The organism is Streptomyces sp. NPDC032126, from assembly GCF_055580085.1.
Genome location: NZ_JBVIMA010000001.1, coordinates 830,937 through 845,571 on the forward strand (window position 1 = coordinate 830,937; position 14,635 = coordinate 845,571).

The following is a 14,635-nucleotide window of genomic DNA, read 5'->3' on the forward strand; positions in this document are numbered from 1 at the left end:
GTCACGGTAGTGTGCCCCGGTGACCACGCATTCGAACACACCTGCAGGGTGGTACCCGGATCCGCACGGTGCGCCCCAGACGCTGCGCTACTGGGACGGTACCCAGTGGACCGAGCACACCCACGCCGACCAGCAGGGGCAGGCCGCCCAGCAGGTCCGCACGGCGCCGTCGGTCCCGGCGCAGGCCACCGGGCCCGACGCCCGTGTACAGCGCCAGGTCCAGCAGCAGGCGGGGGTCGCGCCCAGCGGCCCCGGTGGCGGCAGCCTGTTCACCGAGCCGGTCCTGGTGGTGAACCAGAAGGCCAAGCTGATCGAGCTGACCAACGAGTACAAGGTCATGGACCAGAACGGCCGCGAGCTCGGCTCGGTCGTCCAGGTCGGGCAGAGCGCCCTGCGCAAGGTGGTCCGCTTCCTCGCCAGCATCGATCAGTTCCTGACCACGAAGCTGGAGATCCGCGACGCCTACGGTCAGCCCGTGCTGCTCCTGACGCGGCCCGGGAAGATCTTCAAGTCGCGGGTCGTCGTACAGCGTCCGGACGGACAGCCGGTCGGCGAGATCGGCCAGCAGAACATCTTCGGGAAGATCAACTTCGCCATCAACGCGAACGGCCAGCAGGTCGGCGCCATCAAGGCGGAGAACTGGCGGGCCTGGAACTTCGCGATCGTCGACCACGCGGACAACGAGGTCGCCCGGATCACCAAGACCTGGGAAGGCCTCGCCAAGACCCTGTTCACGACCGCGGACAACTACGTCCTGCAGATCCACTACCAGCTGCCCGAGCCTCTGCTGAGCCTCGTCGTCGCCACGGCGCTGACCGTCGACACGGCCCTCAAGCAGGACGCGCGCGGCTTCGGCTGAGCCCGGCTCACAGCGGCGTCAGATGCCCCGGCCCGGCAGCCGGCCGGGGCACCAACACGGGTTCGGCCGAGGCCGACCCCGGGTGCAGCGCGAGCACGGCGGCGACGGGGTGGGCCTCGCCGTCGTAGGCCCCCTGGTCGTCGTACCCGGGCAGCCGTCCCTCGGTCGGGACGGGTGGTTCGGGTGTGGCGCGGGACAGGTGGAGCACGCCCCACGACGCCAGGCCCGCCCCCGCCAGCGCGAGCAGGACGCCCGACGGGCCGCCCTGGAGGCGCTCGCCGAGCAGGGCGAGGCCGATCACCGCGGCGGCCACCGGGTTGGCCAGGGTCACCACCGCCAGCGGCGCGCCGAGGCCGTCCCGGTAGGCCGTCTGCGACAGCAGCAGCCCGCCGGTCGCGAACGCGGCGACCAGCAGCGCCACCCCGATCACCTGCACGCTCAGCAGGGGACCCGAGCGGTCCGTCGCCGCGACCGTCACCGTCTGGGTGAGCGCCGAGGCGACGCCGGAGGCGAACCCGGACGCGGTCGCGTGCCGCAGCCCCGGCCGGGTGCCGGGCCGCGCCAGCAGTCCGATCAGCGCCGCCGTGGCACCCGCCACCGCGACCGCCTCCGGCACGCTCAGCACGTCGTCGGGTGCCGGGCCGGACGCGGTGACCAGGATCGCGGCCAGCCCCGCCAGGGTGAACGCGGTGCCGCGCCACTCGGCCGCGCTGACCCGCCGGCCCGCCGCCCGCGCGCCCAGCGGTACCGCCGCGACCAGGGTCAGCGCGCCCAGCGGCTGCACCACCGTCAGCGGACCGTACTTGAGCGCCACCACGTGCAGCAGCGCCGCCGAGCCGTTCAGGGTGACCGACCCCCACCAGGCGCCGTCGGCCAGCAGCCGCACCAGGCCGGTGCCGGGGGAGCGGGCGGCCAGCCGCTCCTGGGCGACGGCCGCGGCCGCGTACGCGACGGCGGAGAACAGCGACAGGACGACGGCGACGACGGTGGCGCTCATCGGCCCGCCCCCACGAGTGTCTTCCCCTCGCGCGCCTTTCCGGCTACGAGGGTGCGCGCGCCGCGTCCCGCCGAGCTCGCCGCGCTCGCCGTGCGCAACGGCAGCGGGAGCGGGAGCAGGGCGAGAGCGGCGCCGAGCAGCACGGCCGCCACCAGCGCGTCCAGCCAGTAGTGGTTGGCCGTGCCCACGATCACCAGCAGGGTCAGCAGCGGGTGCAGCAGCCACAGCCACCGCCAGCGCGACCTGGTCGCCACGATCAGGCCGATCGCCAGCATCAGCGCCCAGCCGAAGTGGAGCGAGGGCATCGCCGCGAACTGGTTCGACAGATGGTCGGTCTGCGGCGGGCCGTACACCGAGGGCCCGTACACGCGCGCCGTGTCGACCAGTCCGGCCTGCGTGAGCATCCGGGGCGGGGCGAGCGGGAAGGCCAGATGCAGCACCAGCGCGGTGGCGGTGACCGCGGCCAGCACCCGGCGCGCCCAGACGTAGTGGGCGGGCCGGCGCAGGTAGAGCCAGATCAGGAAGGCCGCGGTGGCCGGGAAGTGGACCGTCGCGTAGTAGGTGTTCGCGATGTGCGCCAACGAGTCGCCGTGCAGCAGCAGCGACTGCACCGAGCCCTCGCCCGGCAGATGGAGCCACCGCTCGGCGTCCCACACGTCGTGCGCGTTGCGATACGCCTCGGCGGTGTGCCCGGTCGCCAGTTGGCGGCCGAACTTATAGACGAGGAAGAGCCCTGCGACCAGCAGGAACTCGCGGACTATGGGCGGCCGCGGCGTCTCGTCGGACTCCGCTTCTGCAGGCTCGGTGCGGGCATTCATCCCCCGGCCCCTTCGCTGACGGTGGTGCGTGGGTCGTGCGTCTTGCAGGTCGTGCAGTACAGACCCTCGGCGCGTGGAAAACTCATCGATACGAGTCCGTTCCGATACGCCAGTGTACCGATACGGTGGAGTACCGGTACACTGGCGTATCGATGGATTCGATTGATCTGCGCCACACTGGACCGAAGAGCCGGAGCGCAGGCCCGGCGGACGAGCGAGGAGAGAAGCCGATGACGTCGCAGGCCGCGGACGGACCGGACACGGTCGCCGCCTCGCGCCGCTCCAAGATCACGCCCGAGCGTGAGAAGGAGTTCTTCGACGCCGTCCTCGACCAGGTCCGCGAATGCGGATACGACGCCGTCACGATGGAGGGCGTCGCCGCCAGCACCCGCTGCAGCAAGTCGACGCTCTACCGCCAGTGGCGGACCAAGCCGCAGTTCGTCGCGGCGGCCCTGCGGTCCTGCCGTCAGGTGCGCTTCGCCGGCATCGACACCGGTACGCTCGCCGGCGATCTGCGGGCGGCCGCCCGGGCGGGCGGCGAGACAGTGGGCAAGGACACGCGCCTGCTCCAGGCCCTCGGTCACGCCGTGATGCAGGACCCCGAGCTCCAGCAGGCGCTGCGCGAGACGCTGGTGGAACCGGAGATCGAGGCGCTCAAGGGGATCCTGCGGCGCGGGGTCGAGCGTGGCGAGGTCCCGGCGGACCACCCGGCGCTGGACTTCGTGCCCCTGCAGTTCTACGGCGTGGTGCGGGTACGGCCCGTGATCGAAGGGGAGTACGCCGACTCGGAGTATCTCCTGAGATTCGTGGAGGCCGCCGTACTGCCGGCACTCGGCCTCACCTGAGACTCAGGCCGCCGTCCACGGGATGACTGGACGGTGACCTGTCCGCGCCGCACCGTGGGGACGGGGGCGGCGCGCACCCCCCGGCCGGGTGGGGTTCCCCTTGAGCGGAGGGGCGCCCCACCCGGCCGTTCGACGTCCCGGGGGCGATCAGACGGTCTGCCCGCTGCCGCCGCCCTTGGACACCGCGATGCCCTCGGCGACGGTGTCGAGGACCGACACCGGCTGGTCGGCGTCCAGGCCGAACCGCAGCACCACGAGACGGCCGGTGTCGGCCGGCGCGGGGAAGACCAGCGACTCGACGTAGCCGTCGGCGCCCTTGCTGGTGATCGCCTTCCAGCGGACCAGGTAGCCCTTCTGGCCCGCCACGGTCACCGCCCGGGAGGCGAGTACCTGGTGCGAGGTGATCGAGCCGTAGGTGGCGCCGCCGTAGGACTCCTGGGCGTTGGCGGCGATGTCCGCCTTGGCCACCTGCTCGGCCGTCGTGCCCTTGGTGCCCAGCGCCTCGGCGGGCACCGAGTAGAAGCCGCCCTTGGTGCAGGTCTTGGCGGTGTCGCCGGGGCACTTGTAGGTCGTGTCGTTGGTCACCTGAGCGCCGACGCTCATCTGCTGACCGGTCCACCCCTTCGGGATGGGGATGCTGATCCCGTTCACCGGGTCGGGCACCGAGCCGCTCTTCAGCTTCGGTGCCTCGGACCGACGGGGCGAGGGCGAGGCACCGCCGGAGCCGCCGGACCCGCCGTCGCCGCCGGAGCCGCCCTGGCCCCCGGGGCCGCCGTTCTGGCCGCCGGGGCCCTGCACGGTGCCAGGGCGGTCGCTGCCACCGTCGCCCTTGGTCAGCGCCCATACGCCGACCCCGATGCTGGCGAGCAGCGCGACCGCGGCGGTGACGGCGATGCCGGTGCGCAGTCCGCGCTTGGGCGCCGGCGCGGCGGGGTAGCCGGGATGCCCCGGATAGGCCGGATAGGCCGGGAAGGTCGACTGGGCCGGCTGGGCCGGGAAGGCCGGCTGGGTCGGGTGGGCGGCGAAGCCGGGCTGTGCCTCGGCGGTGGGCGCCTGCGCGGGCGGACCCCATGCGGCGGCCGAGCCCGCGGGGCGGGTCTGATCCGTCCATGCCTTGCCGTCCCACCAGCGCTCGGTGGCGGGACCGTCACTTGTCTGCCCCGGGTCGGGATACCACCCGGGAGGAGTCACCTGCGTCATGCCCCCACCGTATGAGGCGTGGGTGAAAGGGGGATGAGAGGGAGGGCCTTTCGACTCCGGCCGCACAACCGGCCCCCACCCGCGACCACCTCGCCACCCGACAACACGGCCCCCGCCGTCACGGCCCCCGGTCCGTGACCGGCTCGCAACTCGGCACGGTCGCCGCCCGACACCGCCCCGTCATCACGGCCCCCACCCGCGACCACCTCGCCGCCCGACACGGCCCCGGCCGACAAGGCCTCCGGGTCCGACACGGCCTCCGGGTCCGACATGGCCCGCGTCCGTGACCACCTCGTAGCCCAGTACGCCCCCGCCCGACATGGCCCCCCGCCCGGTCCGACCCGCCGCCGGGACGGCCATCGCCCCTGCCGTGCACGGCATTCACCCGGCCAGGCACGGCCATTGACCCCCGCCGGTCACGGCCACCACCCCGGCCCCGCCCCCGCCGGACACGACCACCACCCCGGCCCCGCTCGCCCCCGGTCTCGGCCACCCTCCCCGCCCCCCGCCGGGACGGCCTTCGCCGCAGTCGCACCACCGCGCACGCCCGCGGGACTCAGCGCGCGCCCCCGCCCCTCCACCAGACCCGGCGTCAATTCCGTGAAAGCTGTCCATCGTTGACGTCCCGTCGGTTCCGCGCAGGCCCCCGGGGTCGTCCCCTCCTAGCCGATGTCACTCGAAGAGGCAACTCCTGGCCGGACCGCGCACCGTGGGAGACGCGAGGGGGCTACCCTCGGGTTCTGTACGTCGTTCGGGCGACTTGGGGAGGTAGCGGGATGACGGAGGTACGGCCTGCGGCGGCCGCCTCGGCTTCCCTGTGGGAGCGCGACGAGGAAGTCGCAGCCATCGGGCGGGCGGTGCAGGCGCTCCGCGCCGACGAGTCGTCCTCGGGCCGTCTGATCGTGTTCCGCGGTGACGCGGGACTCGGCAAGACCGCCCTGCTCGGCGAGACGCACCGCATCGCCGAGGCCGCCGGCTGCACCGTGTGGTCGGCGCGAGGCGGCGAGACCCTCAAGTCCGTCCCCTTCAACGTCGTACGGCAGTTGCTGCAGCCCGCGCTGCTGCAGATGCTGCCGGAGGAGGCCCGCGAGTACCTCGGCGACTGGTACGAGATCGCCGGCCCCGCCCTCGGCATAGCGGAGCCGGGCGGTCCGCAGGCCGACCCGCAGGGCGTGACCGAGGGCCTGGTCGCCGCCGTCCGCAGGCTGGCGCGGCGCGAGTGGCCGTTGGTACTGCTCATCGACGACGCGCACTGGGCGGACCACGAGACCCTGCGCTGGCTGGCCGCGTTCGCCGCACGCCTCGACGACCTGCCCGTCCTCGTCGTCGTGGCCCGCCGCAACGGCGAGGCGCGCGGCGAGCGCGCGGGCTACCTCGACGCGGTCGACGCCGTCGCGGGCCGGGACGTCACCAGCCTCAGCGCGCTCACCCCGGAGGCCGTCGCCGGCCTCACCCGCGCGACCGTCGGCGACCACGCGGACGCGCCGTTCTGCCGCGAGGTGTGGGCCGTCACCGGCGGCAACCCCTACGACACCGTCGAACTCCTCGCCAAGGTCCAGGACGCCGACTTCGAGCCCACCGAGTCCTCCGCCATCGAACTGCGCCCGCTGAACAAGACCGCCCGTGGGGTCGGTCTCGTCGCCCGCCTGGAGGGCCTGGGCGTGGACGCCATGCGGTTCGCCTGGGCGGCGGCGATCCTCGGCGCCGGCATCACCGTCGAGCAGGTGGCCCGGCTGGCCGGCCTGGGCCGCGACGACGCCCGGCGCTGGGCCGAACTGCTCTGCAACGCCCGCATCCTGAAGGCCCCCGACGCCACCGCAGGCCCGGCCGACGACGGCGACCTGATGTTCGTGCATCCGCTGATCGCCACCGCCGTCTACAACTCCGTCCCCGAGGGGCTGGCCCGGGCCATGCACGGCATCGCCGCGCAGGTCGTCACCGACGCCGGCAAGGGCGTGGCGGCCGCCTCCCGGCATCTGCTCATGGTCCACCCGGACGACGACGAGGAACTCGTCGAGCAGCTGCGCGAGGCCGCCCGTGAACACCTCGCCGTCGGCGCGCCCGACGCGGCCCGCCGCTGCCTTGAGCGCGCCCTGGCCGAGCCGCCGCGCCCCGAGGTCCACGCGAGCGTGCTCTACGAACTGGGCTGCGCCACCCTGCTCACCGCGCCCGCGAAGACCATCAAGCACCTCCGGGAAGCGCTCGCCATGCCGGGCCTGGAGGGCGACGCACGCGTCGGCGCCGTCTTCCGGCTCTCCCAGGCCCTGCTCCACAACGACCAGTTGGAGGAGGCCGTCCGCACCGTCGAGGCGGAGGCCGCCCGGCTGGAGCCCGGACCGGCCCGGATGCGCCTGCAGGCCGCGCAGTTCATGTGGGAGGGCCTCCACGTAGGCGAGACCACCACGCCCGGCCGCAGCGAGCGCCTCGCCGAGCTCGCCGCCACCTGCACCGGCCGGGACAACGCCGAACGGGCCCTGCTGATCCTGCGCGGCTTCGACGCCATGACCCACGGCGAGAACGCCGAAGAGGTCGTAGAGGTGTGCGACCGGGCCCTGGTCAACGGCCGCCTCGCACCCGGGCTCGGCTGGACCGACACCGAGTGGGGCCTGGAACTTCCGATGATGCTGGCCAGTTCCTACGCCTACACCGACCGCCTCGACCGCGCCGAGGCCCTGTTCACGGAAGCGCTGAACGCCTACGAGTCCGCCCGCTGGAGCGGCGGCCATCTCGCCCTGGCCCACGCCTACGTCGGCCTCGGGCACCGCAGGCGCGGCAGGCTGAAGGAGGCCGAGAAGCACCTGCGCGAGGGGCTGGCGCTGGCCGAGCGCGTCGGCCGCGGCCTGCCCCTGTACTGGTCGGCCACCTGCAACCTGGTCGACACCCTGCTCGCGCGCGGTCATGTCGAGGAGGCATGGGAGGTCGCCGAGCAGTACGACTTCGCACCGCCCTACCCGTCGACCATCGTGCTGCCCGACCCGCGCTCGGTGCGCGGCCGGCTGCTGCTCGCCGTCGGCCGCACCCAGGACGGGGTGAACGAGCTGGAGGAGGCCGCGAAGGCGGCCGCCGTCCGTGGTCATCTCAACCCGGTCATGGTGCCCTGGGCGGTCGACCTCGCCCGGGCCCTCGCCACCGAGGACCCGGTCCGGGCCGCCCGGCTCGCCGCGGACGCCCGCCGGCAGGCCGAGCGGATCGGCACCGACACCGCGATCGGCGAGGCCCTGCGCTGCGCCGCCGCCCTGGAGACCGGTCAGCGCGCCGTCCGGCTGGCCGCCCAGGCGGTCACCTACCTGGAGGCGTCGCCGTGCCAGTACGAACACGCGGCGGCCCGCGTCGAGTACGGCATCCTGTCCCGCTCCGCCACCGAACTGGGCCGGGGTCTGACGCTGGCCCGCTCCTGTGGGGCCGACGGCCTGGCGCACCAGGCACAGCGGGCGCTGGAGGAACTGGAGGGGCTGCGGACGCTGGGGACCCGGTGAGACAAGGGCGTTCAGCGCGGTCGCGTCCGGTGGTGTTCAGTGCCGTCGGGCCCAGTGCCGGAGCGGCCGTTCACCCGTCCAGCAGCGCCGCCGTGGTCGCGGCCAGCCGCTTGCGTACGTCCGGGTCGTACGTGGCCTCATGGGCGCGCGCCGGACGCGTTCCGTCGAAGTAGCCGCCCGTGCCCAGGTCCTGGGTGGCCAGTGCCAGGACGCCGGGCGCCCCGTCGGCGACCGTGTTCCACGGCGTGACCCCGCCCTCGCGTACCATCGCCGTGTCCATGAAGGTCGCCGGATGCAGCACATTCACGGCGATCCCGGACCCCGCCAACTCCTCAGCCAGGGTGAAGGTGTGGGCGGCGAGCGCGAACTTGGCCCGGCGGTAGGCGGCGAAGCCGTCGTAGTCCCGGGTGAAGCCGAGATCGTCGAAGTCGACCGGCTCCTGCCCGACCGAGCCGACGTTGACGATCCGCGCGGGCGCGTTGGCCCGCAGCACCGGCAGCAGGGCCCGGGTCAGGGCGACCGGCGCCAAGTAGTTGACCGCCAGCCGCAGTTCGTGCCCGTCGGCGCTCACCTCGCGGCCCGCGCCGGGTGAACCCGCGCCCACGCCCGCGTTGTTGATCAGCACATCGAGGTCGGGGTGGGCCTCGGCGACCCGGGCGCCCAGCGCGCGGGTCGCGTCGAGCGAGGCGAGGTCGGCGACGAACCCGTCGGCCTCACCCTCGGCCCGCAGCTCCTCGACGAGCAGCTCGGTGCGGCCCGGGTCGCGGCCGTGGGCGAGGACGCGATGACCGGAGCGGACCAGTTCGAAGGCGACGTACCGGCCGAGACCGGAGGTGGCGCCGGTGATCAGGATGGTGGACATGCCTCCACGGTAGACACCGGCGCCCGGGAGAGCCTGGTGTGTCTGACACCACCACTGGCGGGGTCACCCTCCCGCCTGGTCCTCCTCCTCGGCGAGCACCCGCTGGGCCGTCGCGAACGCCGAGTTCGCCGCCGGGACCCCGCAGTACACGGCCGTCTGGAGCAGTACGGCGCCGATCTCCTCCGGCGTGAGCCCGTTGCGGCGCGCCGCCCGGACGTGCATCGCCAGCTCGTCGTAGTGCCCGTGCGCGACCAGCGCGGTGAGGGTGATCATGCTGCGCTCGCGGCGGGTCAGCGTGGGGTCGGTCCAGATCTCGCCCCAGGCGTAGCGGGAGATGAAGTCCTGGAAGCGGGCGGTGAACGGGGTCTGCCGGGACTGTGCCCGGTCCACATGCGCGTCGCCGAGGACCTCGCGCCGTACCGCCATGCCCCGCCGGGCACCGCCGTCGAGGTGGGCGCGCAGCGCGGTCAGCACGGCCTCGGGACACTGCGCGGGCGCCAGATGCGAGGCGCCGGGGATCTCCACGAGGGCGGCGCCCGGTACGGCGTCGGCGATCTCCCGCAGATGGGCGGGCGGGGTCGCCGGGTCCTCGCGTCCCGCGATCAGCAGGGTCGGCGCGACGATGCCGGTGAGCCGGTCGCGCAGGTCGAAGGAGGCCAGCGCGTCACAGCAGGCGGCGTACGCCCGTGGGTCGGCCTCGGCGTGGTCCCGGACGAGCCGTGGCACGGTGAAGTCGCCCGCGAACCAGCGGGCGTCGGCGCTCTCCAGCAGCCACCCGAGGCCCTCCCGCCGGACCCGCTCGGCCCGTTCCCGCCACGGCCGGGCGCCGTCGAAGTGCGCCGAGGCGCAGATCACCGCCAGCGAGGCGACCCGCTCCGGGCGCCGCACGGCGAGATGCAGTCCGACCGCACCGCCCAGCGACACCCCCGCGTACGCGAACCGCTCGACGCCGAGGGAGTCGGCGAGCGCCAGCACCAGGTCGGCGAGATCCCCGACGGTGGCACCCTCGCCGATCAGTCCGGCCGCCGAACCGCCGTGCCCCGGCAGGTCCCAGCGCACCACCCGGTGGGTGATCGACAGCTCCGGCGCGACCTCGTCCCACAGGGCGTACGACGTACCGAGCGACGGCCCGAGCAGCAGCGGGGGAGCCGAAGCGGGGCCCTCGACCCGGTGGTTGAGGAGTTTCTCGGTCAACGTCGCTCCAGGGCACGGTCGGTGAGGATCCCGGCGAAGCCGGTGCAGGAGGTGGGATCGGTGAGCTCGTCGAGGTCGACGCCCTTCAACTCCGGTTCCTCGGCGAGGAGTTCCATGAGGGGGCGATCCTCGGTGCGGGTCCGCCGGGCCAGCTCGGTGAGCAGCTCCTTCGCGCGGGCGCGGCCCAGCAGCGGGGTCAGCGCGGCGGACAGCCGCTCGGAGAGGATCAGCCCGCGGGTGAGGCCGAGGTCGCGGCGCATGGCCTCCGGGTGCACCCGCAGCCCCTCGGCGAGACCGGCGGCCTGCTCGGCCGCGCCGCCCACCAGTCGCAGCAGGTCGCGCAGCGGCTCCCACTCCGCGTGCCAGGCGCCCGCCGGCCGCTCGTCCTCGGCGGCGAGCGAGCCGTACAGCGTGGCCGCGAGCTGCGGAGCGCGCCGGGCGGCGGCCGCGAGCAGGGTGGCGCGGACCGGGTTCGCCTTGTGCGGCATGGCCGACGAACCGCCGCCGCTGCCCTCGGACACCTCGCCGGTCTCGGTGCGCGACAGCGTCAGCACGTCGGCGGCGACCTTGCCGAGCGCCCCGGCGGTGAAGGCCAGCGCCCCCGCGAGATCGGCCACCGGGGTGCGCAGGGTGTGCCAGGGCAACAGGGGTGCGGCGAGGCCGAGTTCACGGGCGTACGCCTGGGTCAGCGGGCCCGGGTCCGTGGCGCCGTACGCCTGGAAGGCCGCCAACGTACCGGCGGCACCGCCGAGTTGGACGGGCAGGGAGTCCCGTACACGCGTCACCCGGTCCCGGGCGTCCAGGATCAGTGAGCGCCAGCCGGCCGCCTTGAGGCCGAACGTCGTCGGCACGGCGTGCTGGGTGAGCGTCCGCCCCGGCATCGCCGTGTCACGGTGCTCGGCGGCCTGCCGGGCCAGCGCCCGCTCCATGCGGCCGAGGTCGGCGAGGACCAGGTCCAGGGTGCGGGCGGCGACCAGCATCGTCGCCGTGTCCATGATGTCCTGGCTGGTCGCGCCCCGGTGGACGCCGTCGCCGTGCTCCGCGCCGACCGCCTTGGTCAGGTCGGCGACCAGGGGGATGACGGGATTGCCGCCGGCGCGCGCCCGCTCGGCGAGGGACCGTACGTCGAAACGGCCCGCGTCCGCCGCCCGGGTCACCGCGTCGGCCGCCGCGACCGGGACCTGCCCCAGCGCGGCCTGCGCCCGGGTGAGGGCGGCCTCCGCGTCCAGCAGCGCCTGGAGGAAGGCGCCGTCGGAGGTCGCACGGGCCGCGGGGGAGCCCGCCCACCCGGGGGCGAGCAGGCCGCTGTCCGTCTCGTCCGCTGTCACTGGAACTCCAGGAAGACCGTCTCGCCTTCGCCCTGAAGGCGGATGTCGAAACGGTACGTCGCGTTTCCCTCGTCGACGGCGATCAGCGTGTCGCGCCGCGCCCCGTCCACCCTCGACAGCAGCGGGTCGGCGGCGAGCGCCGCCTCGTCGCCCGGCAGATAGATCCGGGTGAACAGGTGCCGCATCAGACCGCGGGCGAAGAGGCACACGCTCAGATGCGGCGCGCCGCCGCCACGGGCGCCCGGGCGCAGGGTGCGGGCCACCCACTGCCCGCTCCAGTCGGCCTGGACGCGGCCCCAGCCGGTGAACTCGACGCCGTTGCGGCCGGCGAAGCCGCCGCTGGTCGGGTCGCGGCGCATCGAGCCGTCGACCCGCGGCACCCGGCCTTCCGGGTCCGGACCCCACAGCTCCACGAAGGCGTCGGGCAGGGCGTCGCCCGCGCCGTCGTACACCCGGCCGTGCAGGGTGATGGTGTCGGGGTGGCCCAGCGGGGCGATGTCACCGCCGCCGGCGAAGGGCAGGGCGTACCCGTAGAAGGGGCCGACCGTGTGCGAGGGCGTGGGCAGGACGGTCTCCGGCCGGTCGGTGTCGATCCTCGTCATGGCGGTCAGCGTCCTTCCTCGATCCAGGTGGCCCGGGGGCCGTCGAGCACGATGTCCCAGTGGTAGCCGAGCGAGAACTCCGGCACCGACAGGCTGTGGTCGTAGGTGGCGACCAGCCGCTGCCGCGCCGCGTCGTCGGTGACGGCCTGGAGGATCGGGTCGTACGGGAACAGCGGGTCGTTGGGGAAGTACATCTGGGTCACGAGCCGCTGGGTGAACGCCGAACCGAAGAGCGAGAAGTGGATGTGCGCGGGGCGCCAGGCGTTGACGTGGTTGCGCCAGGGATAGGGGCCCGGCTGGATCGTGGTGAACCGGTAGAAACCGGTGTCGTCGGTGAGCGTACGGCCCACTCCGCTGAAGTTCGGATCGAGCGGCGCGTCGTGCTGTTCGCGCTGGTGGGCGTAGCGGCCGGCGGAGTTGGCCTGCCAGATCTCGACGAGCTGGCCGCGCACGGGGCGGCCGTCGCGGTCCAGCAGCCGGCCGGAGACCGTGATCCGTTCGCCGATCGGGGCGCCGGTGTGCTGCCGGGTCAGGTCGTTGTCGATCTCGGTGATGTCGCGCTCGCCGAAGGCGGGCGAGGCCAGTTCCACGGCCTCCGGGTCCTGGCTGACGTCGATGGCGACGGGGGGCTGCTTCGGGTGGCGCAGCAGGGAGGAGCGGTAGGGCGCGTAGTCGCGGCGCGGATGGTGTTCGACGGGCGCGCCGCCGGCGATCCGCTTCTCGTACGCGGCGTGCTCGGCCGCGATCTCCTGGTCGATGTCGTGCTGGGTGAGCGTCATGGCTTCCTCGGGTCTCCGGGCGTCGCACGGCGGGCGGGCAGGGGGCGGCCCAGCGGGGTGCGGACCGCGTCCACGCGAGGGACGGTGTTCACAGCAGGTTCTCCGCGACGACGATCTCGGCGTCGGTCCGGGCGGCGATCTCGTCGACGGTCGTGCCGGGCGCGATCTCGGTGAGCAGCAGTCCCTCCGGGGTCACGTCGAGGACGGCGAGGTCGGTGATGATCCGGTCGACGCACGCCCTGCCGGTGAGCGGCAGCGCGCACTCGGCGCGGATCTTGGGGCTGCCGTCCTTGGCGGTGTGCGTCATCAGCACGATGACCGTGCGGGCCCCGTGGACCAGGTCCATGGCCCCGCCGATCCCGGTGATCAGTTTGCCGGGGATCGCCCAGTTGGCCAGGTCGCCGCGCTCCGACACCTCCATGGCGCCCAGCACGGCCACGTCGATGTGCCCGCCCCGGATCATCGAGAAGGACAGCGCCGAGTCGAAGAAGGAGGCGCCCGGCAGAACGGTCACCGTCTCCTTGCCGGCGTTGATCAGATCCGGGTCGATGCGCTCCTCGGTGGGGTAGGGGCCGGTGCCCAGGATGCCGTTCTCGCTCTCCAGGACGACCTCCACGCCGGGCGGGAGGTGGTTCGGGATCAGCGTGGGCAGACCGATGCCGAGGTTGACGTACTGGCCGTCCTCCAGTTCGCGCGCCGCCCGCGCGGCCATCTCCTCGCGTGTCCAGGCCATCAGCCACTCACCGTCCGCCGCTCGATCTTCTTGTCCGCCGCCTGCCCGGGCGTCAGGGCGATCACCCGCTGGACGAAGATGCCCGGCAGGTGCACCGCGTCCGGGTCGATCCCACCCCGTTCGACCAGCTCCTCGACCTCGGCGATCGTGATCCGCCCGGCCATCGCCGCGAGCGGGTTGAAGTTGCGGGAGGACTTGTTGAACACCAGGTTCCCGTGCCGGTCGCCGCGCGCGGCCCGGACCAGGGCGTAGTCGGTGCGGATGCCGTGCTCCAGCACGTACTCCACCCCGTCGAACGCGCGCACCTCCTTCGGCGGTGAGGCCAGCGCGACGCCGCCCGCGCCGTCGTAGCGCCACGGCAGTCCGCCCTCGGCGACCTGGGTGCCCACCCCGGCGGGTGTGTAGAAGGCGGGGATGCCGGCCCCGCCGGCCCGCAGCCGCTCGGCCAGCGTGCCCTGCGGGATCATCTCCACCTCCAGCTCCCCGGCGAGGTACTGGCGGGCGAACTCCTTGTTCGCGCCGATGTACGAGCCGGTCACCCGGGTGATCCGGCCGGCGGCCAGCAGCACCGCCAGGCCGGACTCCATCGCGCCGCAGTTGTTGGAGACGACCGACAGGCCCGTCACGCCCCGCTCGTACAGGGCCTCGATGAGCACGTTCGGCACGCCGCTCAGCCCGAAACCGCCCACCGCCAGCGACGCGCCGTCGGGCACATCGGCCACCGCCTCGCGAGCGGTGGCGACCACCTTGTCCATCCGTGCAGCCCCATCTCTTCCGACCGTCGCCTATGGAATTGCTCAGCGCACTGAGTATTTCGACCAGCTCGATCTCACGCTGCCATCGGACGGTACGGGCGTCAAGGCCCTTGCATTTGAGCTGGTCGTGCCCGAGTTCGGGGAGGGAGACGGTTGCCCGGACCTGGTTGTATCGTTCAGTGCACCG

General features: G+C 73.7%; 13 protein-coding genes. 3 read left to right on the forward strand and 10 right to left on the reverse strand.

Annotated features, from left to right (window positions below; genetic code table 11):
* Positions 1-19: 19 nt before the first annotated feature.
* Positions 20-859 (forward strand): LURP-one-related family protein, encoded by an 840-nt coding sequence (locus ACZ5NW_RS03490; RefSeq protein WP_468742024.1) that lies wholly within the window; start codon positions 20-22, stop codon positions 857-859.
* Between the two features lie 7 nt (positions 860-866).
* Here ACZ5NW_RS03490 and ACZ5NW_RS03495 read toward each other — a convergent pair whose 3' ends face one another.
* Together ACZ5NW_RS03495 and ACZ5NW_RS03500 are read right to left on the reverse strand one after the other, a co-directional pair.
* The gene (locus tag ACZ5NW_RS03495; RefSeq protein ID WP_468742025.1) at positions 867-1,856 is read right to left on the reverse strand and encodes a DMT family protein; all 990 of its coding nucleotides are present in this window, start codon (positions 1,854-1,856) and stop codon (positions 867-869) included.
* A complete protein-coding gene (locus ACZ5NW_RS03500) occupies positions 1,853-2,674 on the reverse strand; it encodes a phosphatase PAP2 family protein (protein WP_468742026.1) in 822 nt (273 codons plus the stop codon). Before ACZ5NW_RS03500 ends, ACZ5NW_RS03495 begins: the two co-directional genes overlap by 4 nt.
* A 230-nt stretch (positions 2,675-2,904) precedes the next feature.
* Here ACZ5NW_RS03500 and ACZ5NW_RS03505 point away from each other — a divergent pair, with 230 nt between their 5' ends.
* Positions 2,905-3,519 (forward strand): TetR/AcrR family transcriptional regulator, encoded by a 615-nt coding sequence (locus ACZ5NW_RS03505; protein WP_468742027.1) that lies wholly within the window; start codon positions 2,905-2,907, stop codon positions 3,517-3,519.
* Positions 3,520-3,666: 147 nt separating this feature from the next.
* Here ACZ5NW_RS03505 and ACZ5NW_RS03510 read toward each other — a convergent pair whose 3' ends face one another.
* Entirely contained in the window at positions 3,667-4,719 is a 1,053-nt protein-coding gene (locus ACZ5NW_RS03510; RefSeq protein ID WP_468742028.1) for a DUF2510 domain-containing protein, read from the reverse strand.
* A gap of 776 nt (positions 4,720-5,495) precedes the next feature.
* Here ACZ5NW_RS03510 and ACZ5NW_RS03515 point away from each other — a divergent pair.
* On the forward strand, positions 5,496-8,195 hold the full coding sequence (locus tag ACZ5NW_RS03515; protein WP_468742029.1) for an ATP-binding protein: 2,700 nt from the start codon (positions 5,496-5,498) through the stop codon (positions 8,193-8,195).
* Positions 8,196-8,265: 70 nt separating this feature from the next.
* Here the strand turns inward: ACZ5NW_RS03515 and ACZ5NW_RS03520 are convergent, their stop codons facing one another.
* The 7 genes from ACZ5NW_RS03520 to ACZ5NW_RS03550 all read right to left on the reverse strand — a co-directional run bounded on the left by ACZ5NW_RS03520 (position 8,266) and on the right by ACZ5NW_RS03550 (position 14,448).
* Positions 8,266-9,057, reverse strand: coding sequence for an SDR family NAD(P)-dependent oxidoreductase (locus ACZ5NW_RS03520; RefSeq protein ID WP_468742030.1), 792 nt, complete (start codon positions 9,055-9,057; stop codon positions 8,266-8,268).
* A gap of 63 nt (positions 9,058-9,120) precedes the next feature.
* Positions 9,121-10,251 (reverse strand): bifunctional 3-oxoadipate enol-lactonase/4-carboxymuconolactone decarboxylase PcaDC, encoded by a 1,131-nt coding sequence (gene pcaDC / locus ACZ5NW_RS03525; protein ID WP_468742031.1) that lies wholly within the window; start codon positions 10,249-10,251, stop codon positions 9,121-9,123.
* A complete protein-coding gene (gene pcaB / locus ACZ5NW_RS03530; protein ID WP_468742032.1) occupies positions 10,248-11,579 on the reverse strand; it encodes a 3-carboxy-cis,cis-muconate cycloisomerase in 1,332 nt (443 codons plus the stop codon). Before pcaB ends, pcaDC begins: the two co-directional genes overlap by 4 nt.
* Positions 11,576-12,181 carry a protocatechuate 3,4-dioxygenase subunit alpha gene (gene pcaG / locus ACZ5NW_RS03535; RefSeq protein ID WP_468742033.1) on the reverse strand — a complete coding sequence of 202 codons (606 nt, stop codon included), beginning with the start codon at positions 12,179-12,181 and terminating at the stop codon, positions 11,576-11,578. Before pcaG ends, pcaB begins: the two co-directional genes overlap by 4 nt.
* Positions 12,182-12,186: 5 nt before the next feature.
* Complete coding sequence (gene pcaH, locus ACZ5NW_RS03540; protein ID WP_468742034.1) at positions 12,187-12,960, reverse strand: protocatechuate 3,4-dioxygenase subunit beta; 774 nt, start codon at positions 12,958-12,960, stop codon at positions 12,187-12,189.
* 88 nt (positions 12,961-13,048) lie between these two features.
* Positions 13,049-13,693 carry a CoA transferase subunit B gene (locus ACZ5NW_RS03545; protein WP_468742035.1) on the reverse strand — a complete coding sequence of 215 codons (645 nt, stop codon included), beginning with the start codon at positions 13,691-13,693 and terminating at the stop codon, positions 13,049-13,051.
* A complete protein-coding gene (locus tag ACZ5NW_RS03550) occupies positions 13,693-14,448 on the reverse strand; it encodes a CoA transferase subunit A (protein WP_468742036.1) in 756 nt (251 codons plus the stop codon). Before ACZ5NW_RS03550 ends, ACZ5NW_RS03545 begins: the two co-directional genes overlap by 1 nt.
* Positions 14,449-14,635 lie beyond the last annotated feature (187 nt).

Coding starts and splice junctions, on each gene's coding strand:
- ACZ5NW_RS03515 (WP_468742029.1), top strand. CDS start 5,496: ATGACGGAGGTACGGCCTGCGGCGGCCGCCTCGGCTTCCCTGTGGGAG.
- ACZ5NW_RS03500 (WP_468742026.1), bottom strand. CDS start 2,674: ATGAATGCCCGCACCGAGCCTGCAGAAGCGGAGTCCGACGAGACGCCG.
- ACZ5NW_RS03505 (WP_468742027.1), top strand. CDS start 2,905: ATGACGTCGCAGGCCGCGGACGGACCGGACACGGTCGCCGCCTCGCGC.
- ACZ5NW_RS03520 (WP_468742030.1), bottom strand. CDS start 9,057: ATGTCCACCATCCTGATCACCGGCGCCACCTCCGGTCTCGGCCGGTAC.
- ACZ5NW_RS03495 (WP_468742025.1), bottom strand. CDS start 1,856: ATGAGCGCCACCGTCGTCGCCGTCGTCCTGTCGCTGTTCTCCGCCGTC.
- pcaH (WP_468742034.1), bottom strand. CDS start 12,960: ATGACGCTCACCCAGCACGACATCGACCAGGAGATCGCGGCCGAGCAC.
- ACZ5NW_RS03550 (WP_468742036.1), bottom strand. CDS start 14,448: ATGGACAAGGTGGTCGCCACCGCTCGCGAGGCGGTGGCCGATGTGCCC.
- pcaG (WP_468742033.1), bottom strand. CDS start 12,181: ATGACGAGGATCGACACCGACCGGCCGGAGACCGTCCTGCCCACGCCC.
- ACZ5NW_RS03545 (WP_468742035.1), bottom strand. CDS start 13,693: ATGGCCTGGACACGCGAGGAGATGGCCGCGCGGGCGGCGCGCGAACTG.
- ACZ5NW_RS03510 (WP_468742028.1), bottom strand. CDS start 4,719: ATGACGCAGGTGACTCCTCCCGGGTGGTATCCCGACCCGGGGCAGACA.